12 protein-coding genes and 1 riboswitch are annotated in these 15,913 nt (G+C 54.5%); of the genes, 8 read left to right on the forward strand and 4 right to left on the reverse strand.

Annotated elements, in window-relative coordinates:
- Nucleotides 1–175: 175 nt before the first annotated feature.
- Both ppc and argE read right to left on the reverse strand, forming a co-directional pair.
- The gene (gene ppc, locus OGW17_RS00525) at nt 176–2,827 is read right to left on the reverse strand and encodes a phosphoenolpyruvate carboxylase (RefSeq protein ID WP_071259486.1); all 2,652 of its coding nucleotides are present in this window, start codon (nt 2,825–2,827) and stop codon (nt 176–178) included.
- A 287-nt stretch (nt 2,828–3,114) separates the two neighbouring features.
- Nucleotides 3,115–4,266 carry an acetylornithine deacetylase gene (gene argE / locus OGW17_RS00530; protein WP_024130656.1) on the reverse strand — a complete coding sequence of 384 codons (1,152 nt, stop codon included), beginning with the start codon at nt 4,264–4,266 and terminating at the stop codon, nt 3,115–3,117.
- Nucleotides 4,267–4,420: 154 nt separating this feature from the next.
- On the opposite strand from argE, the gene argC reads away from it, so the two are divergent.
- The 4 genes from argC to oxyR all read left to right on the forward strand — a co-directional run bounded on the left by argC (nt 4,421) and on the right by oxyR (nt 8,942).
- Nucleotides 4,421–5,425: an N-acetyl-gamma-glutamyl-phosphate reductase gene (argC, locus tag OGW17_RS00535; protein ID WP_012133834.1), complete on the forward strand. Its 1,005-nt coding sequence runs from the start codon at nt 4,421–4,423 to the stop codon at nt 5,423–5,425.
- Between the two features lie 7 nt (nt 5,426–5,432).
- Nucleotides 5,433–6,209: an acetylglutamate kinase gene (gene argB, locus OGW17_RS00540; RefSeq protein ID WP_110494822.1), complete on the forward strand. Its 777-nt coding sequence runs from the start codon at nt 5,433–5,435 to the stop codon at nt 6,207–6,209.
- Nucleotides 6,210–6,325: 116 nt separating this feature from the next.
- Nucleotides 6,326–7,699, forward strand: coding sequence for an argininosuccinate lyase (gene argH / locus OGW17_RS00545; RefSeq protein ID WP_012133832.1), 1,374 nt, complete (start codon nt 6,326–6,328; stop codon nt 7,697–7,699).
- Between the two features lie 325 nt (nt 7,700–8,024).
- The gene (gene oxyR / locus OGW17_RS00550) at nt 8,025–8,942 is read left to right on the forward strand and encodes a DNA-binding transcriptional regulator OxyR (RefSeq protein ID WP_012133831.1); all 918 of its coding nucleotides are present in this window, start codon (nt 8,025–8,027) and stop codon (nt 8,940–8,942) included.
- On the opposite strand, the gene sthA is transcribed toward oxyR, so the two are convergent.
- Nucleotides 8,925–10,325, reverse strand: a complete 1,401-nt coding sequence (gene sthA / locus OGW17_RS00555) for a Si-specific NAD(P)(+) transhydrogenase (protein ID WP_012133830.1) — start codon at nt 10,323–10,325, stop codon at nt 8,925–8,927. The genes oxyR and sthA overlap by 18 nt on opposite strands.
- 198 nt (nt 10,326–10,523) lie before the next feature.
- Here sthA and fabR point away from each other — a divergent pair, with 198 nt between their 5' ends.
- Both fabR and OGW17_RS00565 read left to right on the forward strand, forming a co-directional pair.
- Nucleotides 10,524–11,159 carry an HTH-type transcriptional repressor FabR gene (gene fabR, locus OGW17_RS00560; RefSeq protein WP_047459767.1) on the forward strand — a complete coding sequence of 212 codons (636 nt, stop codon included), beginning with the start codon at nt 10,524–10,526 and terminating at the stop codon, nt 11,157–11,159.
- Between the two features lie 15 nt (nt 11,160–11,174).
- Nucleotides 11,175–11,534, forward strand: a complete 360-nt coding sequence (locus tag OGW17_RS00565; RefSeq protein WP_012133827.1) for a YijD family membrane protein — start codon at nt 11,175–11,177, stop codon at nt 11,532–11,534.
- A 117-nt stretch (nt 11,535–11,651) separates the two neighbouring features.
- On the opposite strand, the gene trmA is transcribed toward OGW17_RS00565, so the two are convergent.
- The gene (trmA, locus tag OGW17_RS00570; protein WP_047459762.1) at nt 11,652–12,752 is read right to left on the reverse strand and encodes a tRNA (uridine(54)-C5)-methyltransferase TrmA; all 1,101 of its coding nucleotides are present in this window, start codon (nt 12,750–12,752) and stop codon (nt 11,652–11,654) included.
- A gap of 114 nt (nt 12,753–12,866) precedes the next feature.
- Nucleotides 12,867–13,056: riboswitch (cobalamin riboswitch) on the forward strand.
- A gap of 65 nt (nt 13,057–13,121) precedes the next feature.
- Between trmA and btuB the strand changes: the two genes are divergently transcribed.
- Together btuB and murI are read left to right on the forward strand one after the other, a co-directional pair.
- On the forward strand, nt 13,122–14,990 hold the full coding sequence (btuB, locus tag OGW17_RS00575) for a TonB-dependent vitamin B12 receptor BtuB (protein WP_071259492.1): 1,869 nt from the start codon (nt 13,122–13,124) through the stop codon (nt 14,988–14,990).
- A complete protein-coding gene (gene murI / locus OGW17_RS00580; RefSeq protein WP_071259495.1) occupies nt 14,935–15,786 on the forward strand; it encodes a glutamate racemase in 852 nt (283 codons plus the stop codon). The genes btuB and murI overlap by 56 nt, the downstream gene beginning before the upstream one ends.
- The last annotated feature ends 127 nt before the right edge of the window (nt 15,787–15,913 follow it).

Below are 15,913 nucleotides of genomic sequence, written 5' to 3' on the forward strand. Positions count from 1 at the left end.
TCATTAAGAGAACCTTAAGTATGGCGATGCCAGTGACCTATTCTTGTTGATGGCGTATTCAGCAGAGTGAACAAAACGCAGGCAGGAATATATTGAAAAACAGGCGATTATTACAGAAATATTTCAAAGCCCTCTCGCCCGGGCAGGCGAGAGGGGATATGACGATGCGTGTGGGTTAGCCGGTATTACGCATCCCCGCAGCCACGCCCGCAATCGTGACCATCAGCGCCTGTTCGACGCGCGGGTCTGGATCTTTGCCTTGCTCTTCTGCAAGACGGGAACGGTGTAAAAGTTCCGCCTGCAACACGTTCAGCGGGTCGGTATACACATTCCTTAACTGGATAGACTCAGCAATCCACGGCAGGTCGGCCATCAGATGGGAATCGTTGGCAATCGCCAGCACCACTTTGATGTCCTCTGCCAGCAGGTTGCGTAACTCTTCACCCAGTGGCCACAGCGCTTTTTTGACCAGGCGTTGATCGTAGTATTCCGCCAGCCACAGGTCGGCTTTAGAGAACACCATCTCCAGCATGCCGAGGCGCGTGGAGAAGAACGGCCAGTCGCGGCACATGGCTTCCAGTTCGCTTTGCTTGCCATCTTCAACGACTTTTTGCAGCGCGGTGCCCGCACCCAGCCAGGCCGGGAGCATCAGGCGGTTTTGCGTCCAGGCGAAGATCCAGGGAATGGCGCGCAGGGATTCAACCCCGCCTGTCGGGCGACGTTTTGCCGGGCGCGAACCGAGCGGCAGCTTGCCGAGTTCCTGTTCTGGCGTTGCGGAACGGAAGTACGGGACGAAGTCTTTATTCTCACGGACATAGCCGCGATACAGGTCGCAGGAGATCACGGACAGCTCGTCCATGATATGACGCCACGAATTTTTCGGCTCCGGCGGCGGCAGCAGGTTGGCTTCCAGAATCGCGCCGGTGTACAGGGACAGGCTGCTGATGGTGACTTCAGGCAGGCCGTACTTAAAGCGGATCATCTCACCTTGTTCGGTCACGCGCAGACCGCCTTTCAGGCTGCCCGGCGGTTGGGAAAGCAGCGCCGCATGAGCAGGCGCGCCGCCACGGCCAATGGAACCGCCGCGACCGTGGAACAGCGTCAGTTCAATTCCGGCTTTTTCACAGGTTTTGATCAGCGCGTCCTGAGCCTGATACTGCGCCCAGGAGGCGGCCATTACGCCTGCGTCTTTCGCTGAGTCAGAGTAGCCAATCATGACCATCTGTTTGCCCTGAATAAAGCCGCGATACCAGTCGATATTCAGCAACTGAGTCATTACCGCGTCGGCGTTGTTCAGGTCGTCCAGCGTTTCGAACAGCGGCGCAACAGGCATGGCAAAGCTAATTCCGGCTTCTTTCAACAACAGATGCACGGCCAGCACGTCGGACGGCGTTTTCGCCATAGAGATAACGTAAGCGGCGATGGAACCCAGCGGCGCTTCGGCAATCACTTTACAGGTCTCAAGCACTTCGCGGGTGTCGTCGCTCGGTTCCCACTGACGAGGCAGCAGCGGACGCTTGGAGTTGAGTTCGCGGATCAGGAAAGCCTGTTTATCGGCTTCGGACCAGCTTTCATAATCGCCGATGCCCAGATAACGCGTCAGCTCGCCCAGCGCTTCGGTATGGCGGGTGCTCTCCTGGCGAATATCAATGCGCACCAGCGGCACGCCAAAGCATTTCACCCGGCGCAGGGTATCAAGCAGTTCGCCATTGGCGATGATGCCCATGCCGCACGCTTGCAGAGACTGATAACAGGCGTACAGCGGCTCCCACAGCTGCTCGTTTTGCGTCAGCAGACCAGCGGGTTTCGGCAGTTTCTCGCCTTTCAGACGCGCTTCCAGCCAGGCTTGCGTCGCCATCAGGCGGGAACGCAGGCTTTTCATCAGGTAGCGGTAAGGTTCTGATGCGCCTTCTTCGCCGACCAGCGCCAGCAGTTCCGGCGTGGCGTCGACCATCGACAGCTCAGAAATCAGAACCTGAATATCTTTCAGGAACAGATCGGTGGCTTTCCAGCGGCTCAACAGGAGAACGTGGCGGGTGACATCAGCCGTTACGTTCGGGTTGCCGTCACGGTCGCCGCCCATCCAGGAGGTGAAACGCACCGGAACAAAATCAACCGGCAGTTTGTAGCCCAGATGTTCTTCCAGTTGTTCGTTCAACTCACGTAGATAGTTTGGCACCCCTTCCCACAGGCTGTTTTCAACCACCGCAAAGCCCCATTTGGCTTCGTCGACCGGACTTGGGCGGTTTTTACGGATTTCATCCGTATGCCAGGACTGGGCGATCAGCTGGCGCAGACGGCGCATGAGCTGATTACGTTCGTAATCCGCGATCTCTTTGTTATCGAGCTGCTTCAGACAGGCGTTGACTTCGCCCATTTTGTGAATCAGCGTGCGGCGAGTGATCTCGGTAGGGTGTGCGGTCAGTACCAGTTCCAGAGATAACGACTCCACCGCGTTTTTGATGGTGGCTTCGTCGAGATTGGGTTGATCTTTCAGTTTACGCAGGGTGCGGGCAATCACTTCCGGGTTGCTGGCAGCTTCGCCCTGCGGCGAAATGCTGTGGTACTGCTCGGCGGTATTGGCCAGGTTCAGGAACTGACTAAACGCGCGGGCAACAGGCAGCAGCTCGTCGTTGGACAGATTCTGTAGCGTGGTGAGCAACTCCTGGCGATTCGCTTCATTGCCAGCGCGAGATGATTTAGACAGCTTACGGATTGTTTCTACGCGATCAAGAATGTTCTCTCCCAGCGCATCCTTGATGGTTTCTCCCAGCACTTTGCCGAGCATACTGACATTACTACGCAACGCGGAATATTGTTCGTTCATATGATCCCAGACACCCCATCTGTTTTGAATATGTCCTGTATCTTTCGCGTCACAGCGGCGTTGGCTGCAACGTGAAATCTTTCGGACTTTAATTTTTTACATCACTTCTTATCTTTATAAAGCCACGTAAAACACCTGACGTCAATTGCTGCGAAATCGGTTCAGCAAACGAATAAATGACGGGAATTTACGTAATTTAATTCACATCGAATCAAATAAGCGTTGCTTATGGAAATGTTAATAAATCACCTCGCTTACCACTAAAGGGTTAGCGAGGTGATAAGCAGTTAATGCCAGCAGAAATGATGGACAACCTGCGTAATCAGCTCGCGGGTTGGCTTGATAAAACGCGTTTCCAGATATTCATCCGGCTGGTGCGCCTGATTAATCGAACCCGGGCCAAGCACCAGCGTTGGGCACAAGGTCTGGATAAACGGCGCTTCGGTGCAGTAGTTCACCACTTCGGTTTGCGCGCCCAGCAGTTTCTCGACCACTTCCACCAGTTGGTGGTCAGGCGGACATTCGTAGCCGGGAATCGGCGGATGCAGTTCGGACACCGTCAGACGGCCCGGCCAGCGTTCGCTCACGGGCGCCAGCGCATCGTTGAGCAATCCGTTGAGATCGTTCAGCGTCATGCCCGGCAGCGGGCGAATATCCATATGCAACTCGCAACAGGCGCAGATACGGTTCGCGGCGTCGCCACCGTGAATGTGGCCCAGGTTTAATGTCGGATAAGGAACGGTAAACGCCGCGTAGTGATAACGTTCTTTCAGGTCATCGCGCAGCTGCATGATGCGGCCAATGGCGTCGTGCATCAGCTCAATGGCGTTAACCCCGCGCGCCGGATCGCTGGAGTGGCCCGATTGCCCCAGAATGCGGATGGCGTTTGAAATGTGGCCTTTGTGTGCGCGCACCGGTTGCAGGGACGTTGGTTCACCGATGATCGCGCAGTCCGGGCGCAGGGCGGTGGTTTCAGCAAAATAGCGCGCGCCCGCCATGCTGGTCTCTTCATCGGCGGTAGCCAGAATATACAGCGGTTTTTTCAGCGTCGTCACATCCACGTCACGCAGGGCATCGAGGATAAAAGCAAAGAAGCCTTTCATGTCCGCCGTACCCAGCCCGTAGAGCTTGTTATCGTGCTCGGTCAGCGTGAACGGATCGCGCGTCCAGCGTCCGTCGTCAAAGGGAACGGTATCGGTATGGCCCGCCAGCAACAAACCGCCAGCACCCTGTCCGGTGCTTGCCAGCATATTGAATTTATTGCGCGTACCGGGGACTGCCTGAACCTCAACCTTGAAGCCCAGATCTTTAAACCAGTCTGCCAGCAGAGTGATTAAAGACGCATTACTTTGATCGAGCGCTTCTTCGGTAGCGCTAATCGACGGTGTGGCAATCAGAGCGCGGTAAATCTCGATAAATGGCGGTAAAGTGTTTTTCATTGTTGACACACCTCGGGTCATGATAGTATCAATATTCATGCATTATTTGTGAATAAAAATACATTAACGTTGAGCGTAAGAAAACCCACCAACTGTAAGGTGAAGTTGTTACGGCTTAACCAGGCAACCAGACATAAGAAGGTGAACAGCCCCGATGTTGAATACGCTGATTGTGGGTGCCAGCGGTTACGCTGGCGCAGAGCTTGTGACCTATGTAAATCGTCATCCTGATATGACCATAACCGCTTTAACCGTCTCAGCGCAAAGCAATGATGCAGGAAAGCTAATCTCTGATTTACATCCGCAGTTAAAAGGCATTGTCGATCTGCCATTGCAGCCAATGTCTGATATTAGCGAGTTCAGCGGCGGGGTGGATGTGGTGTTTCTCGCCACCGCGCATGAAGTGAGCCATGACCTGGCCCCGCAGTTCCTGAATGCGGGCTGCGTTGTGTTTGATCTCTCCGGTGCGTTCCGGGTTAATGATAGCGCCTTCTACGAAAAATATTATGGCTTTACCCATCAGCACCCTGAGCTGCTGGAACAGGCGGTGTATGGCCTGGCGGAGTGGAGCGCGGACAAGCTAAAAGAAGCGAATCTGATTGCGGTGCCGGGATGCTATCCGACGGCGGCGCAATTGTCGTTAAAACCGCTGATTGACGCAGGCCTGCTGGATCTCAACCAGTGGCCGGTCATTAACGCAACCAGCGGCGTGAGCGGCGCCGGGCGTAAGGCGGCGCTTTCGAACAGTTTCTGTGAAGTCAGCCTGCAACCGTATGGCGTCTTTACCCATCGTCATCAGCCGGAAATCGCCACCCATCTGGGGGCAGAGGTTATTTTCACGCCGCATCTGGGGAACTTCCCGCGCGGGATTCTGGAAACGATCACCTGCCGCCTGAAAGCTGGCGTTACCCATACTCAGGTGGCGCAGGCGTTGCAGCAGGCGTATGGCGATAAGCCGCTGGTGCGGCTATATGACAAGGGCGTTCCGGCGCTGAAGAATGTGGTCGGGCTGCCGTTCTGCGATATTGGCTTTGCCGTTCAGGGCGAGCACCTGATCGTGGTGGCGACCGAAGATAACCTGTTGAAAGGCGCAGCGGCGCAGGCTGTGCAGTGCGCAAATATCCGTTTCGGCTTTGCTGAAACGCAGTCTCTTATTTAAGGGTGCAATGATGAATCCATTAATTATCAAGCTGGGCGGCGTATTACTGGATAGCGAAGAGGCGCTGGAGCGTCTGTTTACCGCGCTGGTCAATTACCGCGAGTCGCATCAGCGTCCGCTGATTATCGTGCACGGCGGCGGCTGCGTTGTGGATGAGCTGATGAAACAGTTAAATTTGCCGGTGAAAAAGAAAAATGGCCTGCGCGTGACGCCCGCCGATCAGATTGACATCATCACCGGCGCGCTGGCGGGAACCGCCAATAAAACCTTGCTGGCGTGGGCGAAAAAACACCATATCGCGTCCGTTGGCCTGTATCTCGGCGACGGCGATAGCGTAAAAGTGACCCAACTCGATGAAGCGCTGGGCCACGTTGGACTGGCGCAGCCGGGTTCGCCTAAGCTGATTAACACGCTGCTGGAAGGCGGCTTCTTGCCGGTGGTCAGTTCCATTGGCGTGACCGAAGAAGGGCAACTGATGAACGTCAATGCCGATCAGGCGGCGACGGCGCTGGCGGCAACGCTGGGGGCGGATCTGATCCTGCTTTCTGATGTAAGCGGTATTCTGGATGGCAAAGGTCAGCGTATTGCCGAGATGACGGCGGCCAAAGCGGAACAGCTGATCGATCAGGGCATCATTACCGACGGCATGATTGTGAAGGTGAACGCGGCGCTGGACGCCGCCCGCACGCTGGGGCGCCCGGTGGATATCGCCTCCTGGCGTCATGCCGAGCAGCTTCCGGCGTTGTTTAACGGTACGCCGATCGGTACGCGTATTCTGGCTTAAACTATTTTGTGCCCGATGGCGGCCACGCCTTATCGGGTCTGGGTGAACCGAACCTGTAGGCCGGATAAGCTAAGCGCTATCCGGCGTTGAAATTCAAGATATTAAGGAAGCATGTTATGGCACTTTGGGGTGGGCGTTTTACACAGGCAGCGGATCAACGGTTCAAACAGTTTAATGACTCATTGCGCTTTGATTACCGCCTGGCCGAGCAGGATATCGTCGGCTCTGTGGCCTGGTCCAAAGCTCTGGTCACGGTTGGGGTGTTGACTGCGGATGAGCAACTGCAACTGGAAGAGGCGCTGAGCGCGCTGCTGGAAGAGGTTCGGGTGAATCCGCAGCAGATTCTGGAAAGCGACGCGGAAGATATTCACAGCTGGGTGGAAGGCAAACTGATCGATAAAGTCGGCCAGTTGGGTAAAAAGCTGCACACCGGGCGCAGTCGTAACGACCAGGTTGCGACCGACCTGAAGCTATGGTGCAAAGATACGGTCACCGAGTTGCTGTCTGCTAACCGTCAGTTACAAAGCGCGCTGGTAGAGACGGCGCAGAATAATCAGGATGCCGTCATGCCGGGGTACACCCATCTGCAACGCGCGCAGCCGGTGACGTTTGCCCACTGGTGCCTGGCGTATGTGGAAATGCTGGCGCGTGATGAGAGCCGCTTGCAGGATGCGCTCAAGCGTCTGGACGTCAGCCCGTTAGGCTGCGGCGCGCTGGCGGGTACGGCGTATGAAATCGACCGTGAACAGTTGGCAGGCTGGCTGGGCTTTGCCTCGGCGACGCGTAACAGTCTGGACAGCGTGTCCGATCGTGACCATGTGCTGGAACTGCTGTCCGACGCGTCTATCGGCATGGTTCACCTGTCGCGCTTTGCGGAAGATCTGATTTTCTTTAATACCGGTGAAGCGGGCTTTGTGGAACTCTCCGATCGCGTGACGTCGGGTTCATCGCTGATGCCGCAGAAGAAAAACCCGGATGCGCTGGAACTGATCCGTGGCAAGTGCGGTCGTGTGCAGGGGGCATTAACGGCGATGATGATGACGCTGAAAGGCCTGCCGCTGGCGTACAACAAAGACATGCAGGAAGACAAAGAAGGGCTGTTTGATGCGCTCGACACCTGGCTGGACTGCCTGCACATGGCGGCGCTGGTGCTGGACGGCATTCAGGTAAAACGTCCGCGCTGCCAGGAAGCGGCGCAGCAGGGCTATGCGAATGCGACTGAGCTGGCGGATTATCTGGTTGCCAAAGGCGTGCCGTTCCGTGAAGCGCACCATATTGTGGGCGAAACGGTGGTGGAAGCGATTCGACAGGGAAAACCGCTGGAAGATCTGTCGCTGGCTGACTTGCAAAAATTTAGCGCTGTGATTGGCGATGATGTGTATCCGATTCTGTCGCTGCAATCATGCCTGGATAAACGTGCGGCGAAAGGCGGTGTTTCACCGCAGCAGGTTGCGCAGGCGATCGACTACGCGAAGGCGCGTCTGGCGTAACTGGCGTTGTGCCGGATGACGCCTTACCCGGCCTACAAAAAATTGTGAACCGTCGCCATCCGGCAACAGTCATCAGAGCCTGGCATCACGTCGGGCTTATTTTATTTATGCAAAAAAAAAGCGGACCATAGGGTCCGCAAAAGTTCACGTTGGCTTTAGTTATTTCGAGTTGAGAAAAACTCTTCGAACGGGCGGTGACTTCAAGGGTTAAAGAGGTACCGCTCCGTTTCTGTGATGTATTATTAGACAGAAAGCTTGATAGGGATAATCGTTCGTTGCTATGCTACCTATCGCCATGAACTATCGTGGCGACGGAGGATGAATAATGAATATTCGTGATCTTGAATACCTGGTGGCATTAGCCGAACACCGCCATTTCCGGCGTGCGGCGGACTCCTGTCACGTCAGCCAGCCGACGCTCAGCGGGCAAATCCGTAAGCTGGAAGATGAACTGGGCGTAATGCTGCTGGAGCGTACGAGTCGTAAAGTTCTGTTCACCCAGGCAGGTTTACTGCTGGTGGATCAGGCGCGCACCGTGCTGCGTGAGGTCAAAGTGCTCAAGGAGATGGCAAGCCAGCAAGGTGAGACGATGTCTGGCCCATTGCATATCGGCCTGATCCCAACGGTTGGCCCTTATCTGCTGCCGCATATTATTCCGATGCTGCATCAGACCTTCCCGAAGCTGGAAATGTATCTGCATGAAGCGCAGACGCACCAGCTGCTGGCGCAACTGGACAGCGGCAAGCTTGACTGCGTGATCCTGGCGCTGGTGAAAGAGAGCGAGGCGTTTATCGAAGTGCCGCTGTTTGATGAACCCATGATGCTGGCGATCTATGAGGATCACCCGTGGGCGAATCGCGATCGTGTGCCGATGTCCGATCTGGCGGGTGAAAAACTGCTGATGCTGGAAGACGGGCACTGCCTGCGCGATCAGGCGATGGGCTTCTGCTTTGAGGCGGGCGCGGATGAAGACACCCATTTCCGGGCGACCAGTCTGGAAACGCTGCGCAACATGGTTGCGGCGGGGAGCGGTATTACCTTACTGCCTGCGCTGGCGGTTCCGCAGGAGCGTAAGCGTGATGGCGTAGTCTACCTGCCGTGCATTAAGCCGGAGCCTAAGCGTACGGTTGGGTTGGTTTATCGTCCGGGATCGCCGCTGCGCAGTCGCTATGAGCAACTGGCGGAGGCCATCCGTGCAGAGATGGATGGCCATTTCGACAAAGCGTTAAAACAGGCGGTTTAAGCCGTTTAGCGCCGCTACCCGATAGGCTTCCGCCATTGTCGGGTAGTTAAAGGTGGTGTTAACGAAGTACTCAATGGTGTTACCGCCGCCTTTCTGTTCCATAATCGCCTGGCCGATGTGAATAATTTCGGCCGCGCGTTCGCCAAAGCAGTGAATCCCCAGAATCTCTTTTGTTTCCCGATGGAACAGGATCTTCAGCGTTCCCACGTTCATCCCGACGATTTGCGCGCGCGCCAGGTGCTTAAACTGCGCACGTCCGACTTCGTAAGGCACTTTCATCGCCGTCAATTGCTGCTCGGTTTTGCCGACGGAGCTGATTTCCGGGATGGTGTAAATCCCGGTAGGGATATCTTCAATAAGATGGGCGGTCGCTTCGCCTTTCACCAGCGCCTGCGCGGCAATTCGACCCTGGTCGTAAGCGGCGGAAGCCAGACTCGGATAGCCAATCACATCGCCCACCGCGTAAATGTGCGGCAGTGCGGTCTGGTACATGCTGTTGACCTTGAGTTGCCCACGGCTGTCGGTTTCCAGACCGATATTTCCCAGCGCCAGTGAATCGGTGTTACCGGTGCGTCCGTTGGCGTACAGCAGACAGTCGGCCTTCAGCTTTTTACCGGATTTCAGGTGCATAATGACGCCGTCGTCGCAGCCTTCGATCTTCTCGTACTCTTCGTTATGGCGAATAACCACGCCGCTGTTCCAGAAGTGGTAAGAGAGAGAGTCGGACATCTCCTGATCAAGAAACGCCAGCAGACGGTCGCGGGTGTTAATCAAATCAACTTTGACGTCCATTCCCCGGAAGATTGACGCATATTCGCAGCCGATCACCCCGGCGCCATAGATGATGACGTGACGAGGTTCGTGATGCAGGCTAAGGATTGAGTCGCTGTCGTAAATACGTGGATGCGCAAAATCAACGTCGGCCGGGTGATAAGGACGCGACCCGCAGGCAATCACGAATTTCTCCGCCGTCAGGGTTTCGACCGTGCCGTCGTGGCACTCCAGCGCGAGGGTGTTTTCGTCAACAAAATGCGCATTACCCTGCAATATTTCACAGTGGTTGCGCTCATAAAAGCCCTGCCGCATGCGCGTTTGTTGATTAATGACGTTATCGGCATGGTTGAGAATATCGGCAAAGGAAGAACGAAGTAGTCGGGAGTGGTCGCTGTAGAGGGGGTTCTGGTTGAATTCGATGATACGGCTGACGGCATGGCGGAGCGCTTTCGACGGGATGGTGCCCCAGTGGGTACAACCGCCGCCAACGTTGTGATAACGCTCAATAACGGCGACGCGCGCTCCTTGCTTAACCAGACCCATTGCAGCGCCTTCGCCGCCGGGGCCTGAACCTATGACGATTGCATCATAATCCCAGGAATGTGGCATGGTATTACTCACCTGTTTTTATACATAAAATAAACACGATGATAACATTCGCGCGCCTTTAACCCAATTATCGTTGTGCTTTTTTGTGGAGCTGGAGCACAAACAGCCTGTAAACAATCATTCACAAAGCTGAACAAACAGATTAAGTTTGTTCTCTGGTATAGTGCCAGATAAGGCATATGGAAGGATTCAGACATCGTGATGGGCGTTAGAGCGCAACAAAAAGAAAAAACCCGGCGTTCGCTGGTAGAAGCCGCATTCAGTCAACTGAGCGCCGAACGGAGTTTCGCCAGTCTCAGTTTACGCGAAGTAGCGCGTGAAGCGGGCATTGCGCCAACCTCATTTTATCGCCATTTCCGCGATGTGGATGAGCTTGGCCTGACGATGGTGGATGAGAGCGGTTTAATGCTGCGCCAGCTGATGCGCCAGGCGCGTCAGCGTATTGCCAAAGGCGGCAGTGTGATCCGTACCTCGGTCTCCACATTTATGGAGTTCATCGGCAACAATCCTAACGCCTTCCGTTTATTATTGCGTGAACGTTCCGGCACCTCGGCCGCGTTTCGCGCCGCAGTCGCGCGTGAGATTCAGCATTTCATCGCGGAACTTGCGGACTATCTGGAACTCGAAAACCATATGCCGCGCGCGTTCACTGAAGCGCAAGCCGAAGCGATGGTGACGATTGTGTTTAGTGCAGGTGCCGAGGCGCTGGATGTTGGTGCGGAACAACGCCGACAGCTGGAAGAGCGGCTGGTACTGCAACTGCGCATGATTGCGAAAGGGGCATATTACTGGTACCGCCGTGAACAAGAGAAGATGGCACATCACTCCGAGTAACGTGAAGGACGAGCAATGAAACAGTCAGGTCAAGATAAAGGTACGCTGTTGCTGGCGCTGGTCGCTGGCTTATCGATCAATGGCACATTCGCGGCGCTGTTTAGCTCCATCGTGCCGTTTTCTGTATTCCCGATTATCGCGCTGGTGCTGGCGGTTTATTGCCTGCATCAACGTTATCAAAACCGCACTATGCCTGTCGGCTTGCCGGGGCTGGCTGCCGCCTGTTTTATCCTCGGCGTGCTGTTGTACAGCACCGTGGTACGTGCGGAATACCCGGATATCGGTTCTAACTTCTTCCCGGCGGTGCTGTCGGTGATTCTGGTGTTCTGGATTGGCTTTAAGATGCGTAACCGCAAGCAGGAAGTCGCGGAGTAATGCCGGATGGCGGCGTAAACGCCTTATCCGGCCTACGATGATTTGTAGGCCCGGTAAGCGCAGCGCCACCGGGCATATCGCCGGATGGCGGCGTAACCACTTTATCCGGCCTACGTTTTACCTGGCAGTGAGTAACACGCCGCATTCCATATGGTGCGTATACGGGAACTGATCGAACAGAGCCAGACGTGACACATTGTGCGTCTGGCTTAATGTTTCCAGGTTCTTACACAGCGTCTCCGGGTTGCAGGAGATGTACAAAATACGCGGATACGCCTGCACCATTTTCTCGGTTTCACTGTCCAGCCCGCTACGCGGCGGATCGACAAAAATCGTTTCACACTGATAGCTCTTCAGGTCGATGCCCTGCAAACGGTTAAACTCACGTACTCCGTTCATCGCCTGCGTAAACTCTTCAGCGGCCATACGGATAATCTGCACGTTATCAATATGGTTAGCGGCAATGTTGTACTGCGCTGCGGCGACTGACGGTTTGGCGATTTCCGTTGCCAGCACCCGGTCAAAGTTACGCGCCAGAGCCAATGAGAAGTTGCCGTTGCCGCAGTACAGTTCAAGCAGGTCGCCTTTCGACGCTTTGGTTGCATCCAGCGCCCACTCCAGCATCTGAATATTCATTGCGGCATTGGGCTGCGTGAAGCTGTTCTCTACCTGACGGTAGATCATCTCTTTTCCCGCCACGGGCAGACGTTCGTCAATGTAATCCTGATCCAGCTCGATTTTGGTTTTGGTCGCCCGGCCAATCAGATGCACATTCAGGTTTTGCGCTCGCAGCGCATCCCGCAGCGTTTCCGCTTCCTGGCGCCACTCATCATCCAGCTTTTTATGGTACAGCAGCGAAACCACCGCCTGATTGCTCATCGTGGTGAGGTAATCAATCTGGAACAGCTTATGGCGCAGGACGCGATTATGGCGCACGCCTTCAATCATCGCCGTCATCAGCTGGTTAATCAGCTCGCTGGCCGCCGGGAAGCTGTCGACGCGGATACGGCTTTTCGTCTGCTGATCAAAAATGATGTGATACAGGTCGTCGCCGTCATGCCACAGGCGAAATTCGGCGCGCATCCGATAATGGCTGACTGGCGAGCGAAACACTTCCGGGACCAGGTCAGAAAACGGCGCCATCATACTCTGCAAGCGCACCACTTTTTCGGCTAGCTGCGCGTCATACTGTTCTGTCGGAAGGTGTTCGGGGGTCATGATGCATCCTGAAAAATAAAAGTACGCGGGGATTGTAGGGATTGCTCATCAGATGTCCAGTCATTGATGATTTCCGATATTGTGATATGCGGTCTGGACGTAGATTGTTACAGAATGTAGCATCCGTGAGCCGGTCCTGTGAGTTAATAGGGAATCCAGTGCGAATCTGGAGCTGACGCGCAGCGGTAAGGAAAGGTGAGATGAGAGCATAAGCAGACACTGCCACCCGGCGGGAAGTCATCATCTCTTGTATCCTGAGGATAACCTTCCAAGCCCGAAGACCTGCCGGCTAACGTCGCATCTGGTGTTCATCATCGCGTACTATCGATGAAGCCTGCGGCATCCTTCTTATATTGTGGATGCTTTACAATGATTAAAAAATCTTCGCTGCTGACGGCGCTCTCCGTCACGGCATTTTCTGGCTGGGCGCAGGATACTAACCCAGACACCCTGATCGTCACCGCAAATCGTTTTCAACAACCTGTTAATACCGTACTGGCGCCTGCTGATGTTGTGACGCGTGAGGATATCGACCGCTGGCAAGCGAAGAGTTTGAATGATGTGATGCGCCGCCTGCCAGGCGTTGATATCAATCAAAACGGCGGCATGGGGCAGTCTTCTTCTTTATTTATTCGTGGTACGGAAGCCAAACAGGTATTGGTTCTGGTCGATGGTGTTCCCATGACCCGCCCTGGCATTACGAATAACCCCGATCTGAATCAGATTCCAATATCGCTGGTGCAACGCGTGGAATACATTCGTGGACCACGTTCCGCGATTTATGGTTCCGGCGCAATGGGTGGGGTCATTAACGTTATTACGCACTCCGATCAAGAACAGTCAAAAATTACCGCGGGCGTTGGTTCAAAAGGTTATCAGCAATATGACGGTACGTTGCGCCATCGCTTTGGCGACACTGTCGCCACGGTAGCGGGTTCTTATGAGGGCAATAAAGGCTTTAACGTACAGCCCGGCTCAACCTGGGATCACGATCGCGACCGCGATGGTTTTCGCAGCAAGGCATTCTGGGGCAGCCTCGAACATAAATTTAATGATAATTTCGATGGTTTTTTCCGTGGTCACAGTTATACCAACAACTCTGATTACGATCTGGGAAGCCCGCCGTCCATTCCGGCCTACAGTGCTGATGAATCGCAACTCTACAATCAGAGCTGGGATGCAGGTCTGAAATTCAACTCCGGGATTTACTCTTCACAACTTCTCGCCAGCTACCAGAAGGTGAAGGACTATAACTACAGCAGTATTTATGGTCGCTATCATGACGGTACGACGCTCGATCGCATGACCCAGCGTAACCTGCAATGGGGTAATAACCTTATCGTGGGGCACGGTTCCGTTAGCGCTGGCGTAGACTGGCAGCAGCAGCGTTTGACCTCATCCGATACCGTGATGTCGGACACATATAAACGCGATAACACCGGTTTATACCTGACCGGTCAGCAACAATTCGGTGATGTAACGCTGGAGGCTTCAGGGCGTGAAGATCATGATGAACAGTTTGGCTGGCATGGCACCTGGCAGACGACGGCTGGATGGGAGTTTATCGACAACTATCGAGTAACTATCGGCTATGGTACCGGGTTCCTGTCTCCATCTCTGGGGCAGCAGTTTGGTTCTACCCGTTTTGGCATCAACGCGAATCCTAACCTGAAACCGGAAGAGTCTAAACAGTGGGAGGCCGGGCTGGAAGGGCTCACTGGTCCGCTGGACTGGCGCCTGTCTGCCTACCATTACAAGATTACTAACCTGATCACTTACTACTTTGATCCAAACACCTACCAGGGTGAGTATGACAATATTGATGCGGCAACCATTAAAGGCGTGGAATGGACAGGCAGCTTTGATACCGGCATCTTTAGCCATCGTGTTACGTTGCAATATGTCGATCCGCGTAATGACGACAACGGTGAAGTGTTAGCCCGACGCTCGAAGCGCCAGGCGAAGTATCAACTGGACTGGACGATGTTTAACGTCGATATGGATGTATCGTGGCAGTATTACGGCAAGCGCTACGATAACAACACCTCCCAGTACAATAACACCCAGCAAATCTTGCCGAGCTATAGCACTGTTGATGTTTCTGCATCGTATCCGATCACCGATCGCCTGACAGTTCGTGGTAAAATCGCCAACCTGTTCGATAAAGATTACGAGACAGCTTATGGCTACCAAACTGCAGGACGAGAGTACTACTTGTCTGGCAGCTACACCTTCTGATCCACGTCCCACCGTGCTGGTGTTTGATTCCGGCGTCGGTGGGTTGTCGGTCTACGATGAGATTCGGCATCTCCTGCCGAATCTCCACTATATATATGCTTTCGATAACGTCGCGTTTCCTTACGGGGAAAAGAGCGAAGCGTTTATTGTCGAGCGCGTCGTCGAGATCGTTACCGCAGTGCAGCAGCGTTATCCTCTCTCACTTGCGGTAATCGCCTGTAATACGGCCAGTACGGTTTCTCTTCCTGCATTGCGTGAAAAATTCGCGTTCCCGGTTGTGGGCGTCGTACCTGCGATTAAACCCGCAGCGAGGCTGACCGCCAACGGCATTGTCGGGTTGCTGGCAACGCGTGGCACGGTAAAACGCCCTTATACCCATGAGTTGATAGCGCGATTTGCGAATGAATGTCAGATAGCGATGTTGGGATCGGCAGAACTGGTGGAGCTGGCGGAAGCCAAACTGCACGGCGAACCCGTATCGCTGGAAGAACTACGCCGTATCCTGAGACCCTGGCTGCGGATGCCGGAACCGCCCGACACGGTTGTTCTGGGATGCACCCATTTCCCTCTATTACAGGAAGAACTGTTGCAGGTCCTTCCTGAAGGGACAAGGCTGGTGGATTCCGGGGCTGCGATTGCGCGTCGCACAGCCTGGTTGTTAGAGCATGAAGCGCCGGATGCCAAATCAGCGGATGCTAATATTGCTTTCTGCATGGCAATGACGCCAGAGACCGAGCAATTAATACCCGTTTTACAGCGTTACGGTTTCGAAACGCTCGAAAAACTGGCGGTTTGAGGTGGTTTTGCTTAAAAAGAAAGCAGTCGGAAAATAATTTTAAATTACCCCTTGTCAGGCCGGAATAACTCCCTATAATGCGCCTCCACTGACACGGAACAACGGCACACAGGCCGCCGGGTCAGCG

Source organism: Citrobacter sp. CK181, from assembly GCF_030333595.1.
In the GTDB taxonomy this organism is placed as follows: domain Bacteria; phylum Pseudomonadota; class Gammaproteobacteria; order Enterobacterales; family Enterobacteriaceae; genus Citrobacter_B; species Citrobacter_B koseri.

Excerpts from the sequence above, each read along its gene's own strand:
- ppc (WP_071259486.1), bottom strand. The coding sequence starts at position 2,827 with ATGAACGAACAATATTCCGCGTTGCGTAGTAATGTCAGTATGCTCGGC.
- argE (WP_024130656.1), bottom strand. The coding sequence starts at position 4,266 with ATGAAAAACACTTTACCGCCATTTATCGAGATTTACCGCGCTCTGATT.
- argC (WP_012133834.1), top strand. The coding sequence starts at position 4,421 with ATGTTGAATACGCTGATTGTGGGTGCCAGCGGTTACGCTGGCGCAGAG.
- argB (WP_110494822.1), top strand. The coding sequence starts at position 5,433 with ATGATGAATCCATTAATTATCAAGCTGGGCGGCGTATTACTGGATAGC.
- argH (WP_012133832.1), top strand. The coding sequence starts at position 6,326 with ATGGCACTTTGGGGTGGGCGTTTTACACAGGCAGCGGATCAACGGTTC.
- oxyR (WP_012133831.1), top strand. The coding sequence starts at position 8,025 with ATGAATATTCGTGATCTTGAATACCTGGTGGCATTAGCCGAACACCGC.
- sthA (WP_012133830.1), bottom strand. The coding sequence starts at position 10,325 with ATGCCACATTCCTGGGATTATGATGCAATCGTCATAGGTTCAGGCCCC.
- OGW17_RS00565 (WP_012133827.1), top strand. The coding sequence starts at position 11,175 with ATGAAACAGTCAGGTCAAGATAAAGGTACGCTGTTGCTGGCGCTGGTC.
- trmA (WP_047459762.1), bottom strand. The coding sequence starts at position 12,752 with ATGACCCCCGAACACCTTCCGACAGAACAGTATGACGCGCAGCTAGCC.
- btuB (WP_071259492.1), top strand. The coding sequence starts at position 13,122 with ATGATTAAAAAATCTTCGCTGCTGACGGCGCTCTCCGTCACGGCATTT.
- murI (WP_071259495.1), top strand. The coding sequence starts at position 14,935 with ATGGCTACCAAACTGCAGGACGAGAGTACTACTTGTCTGGCAGCTACA.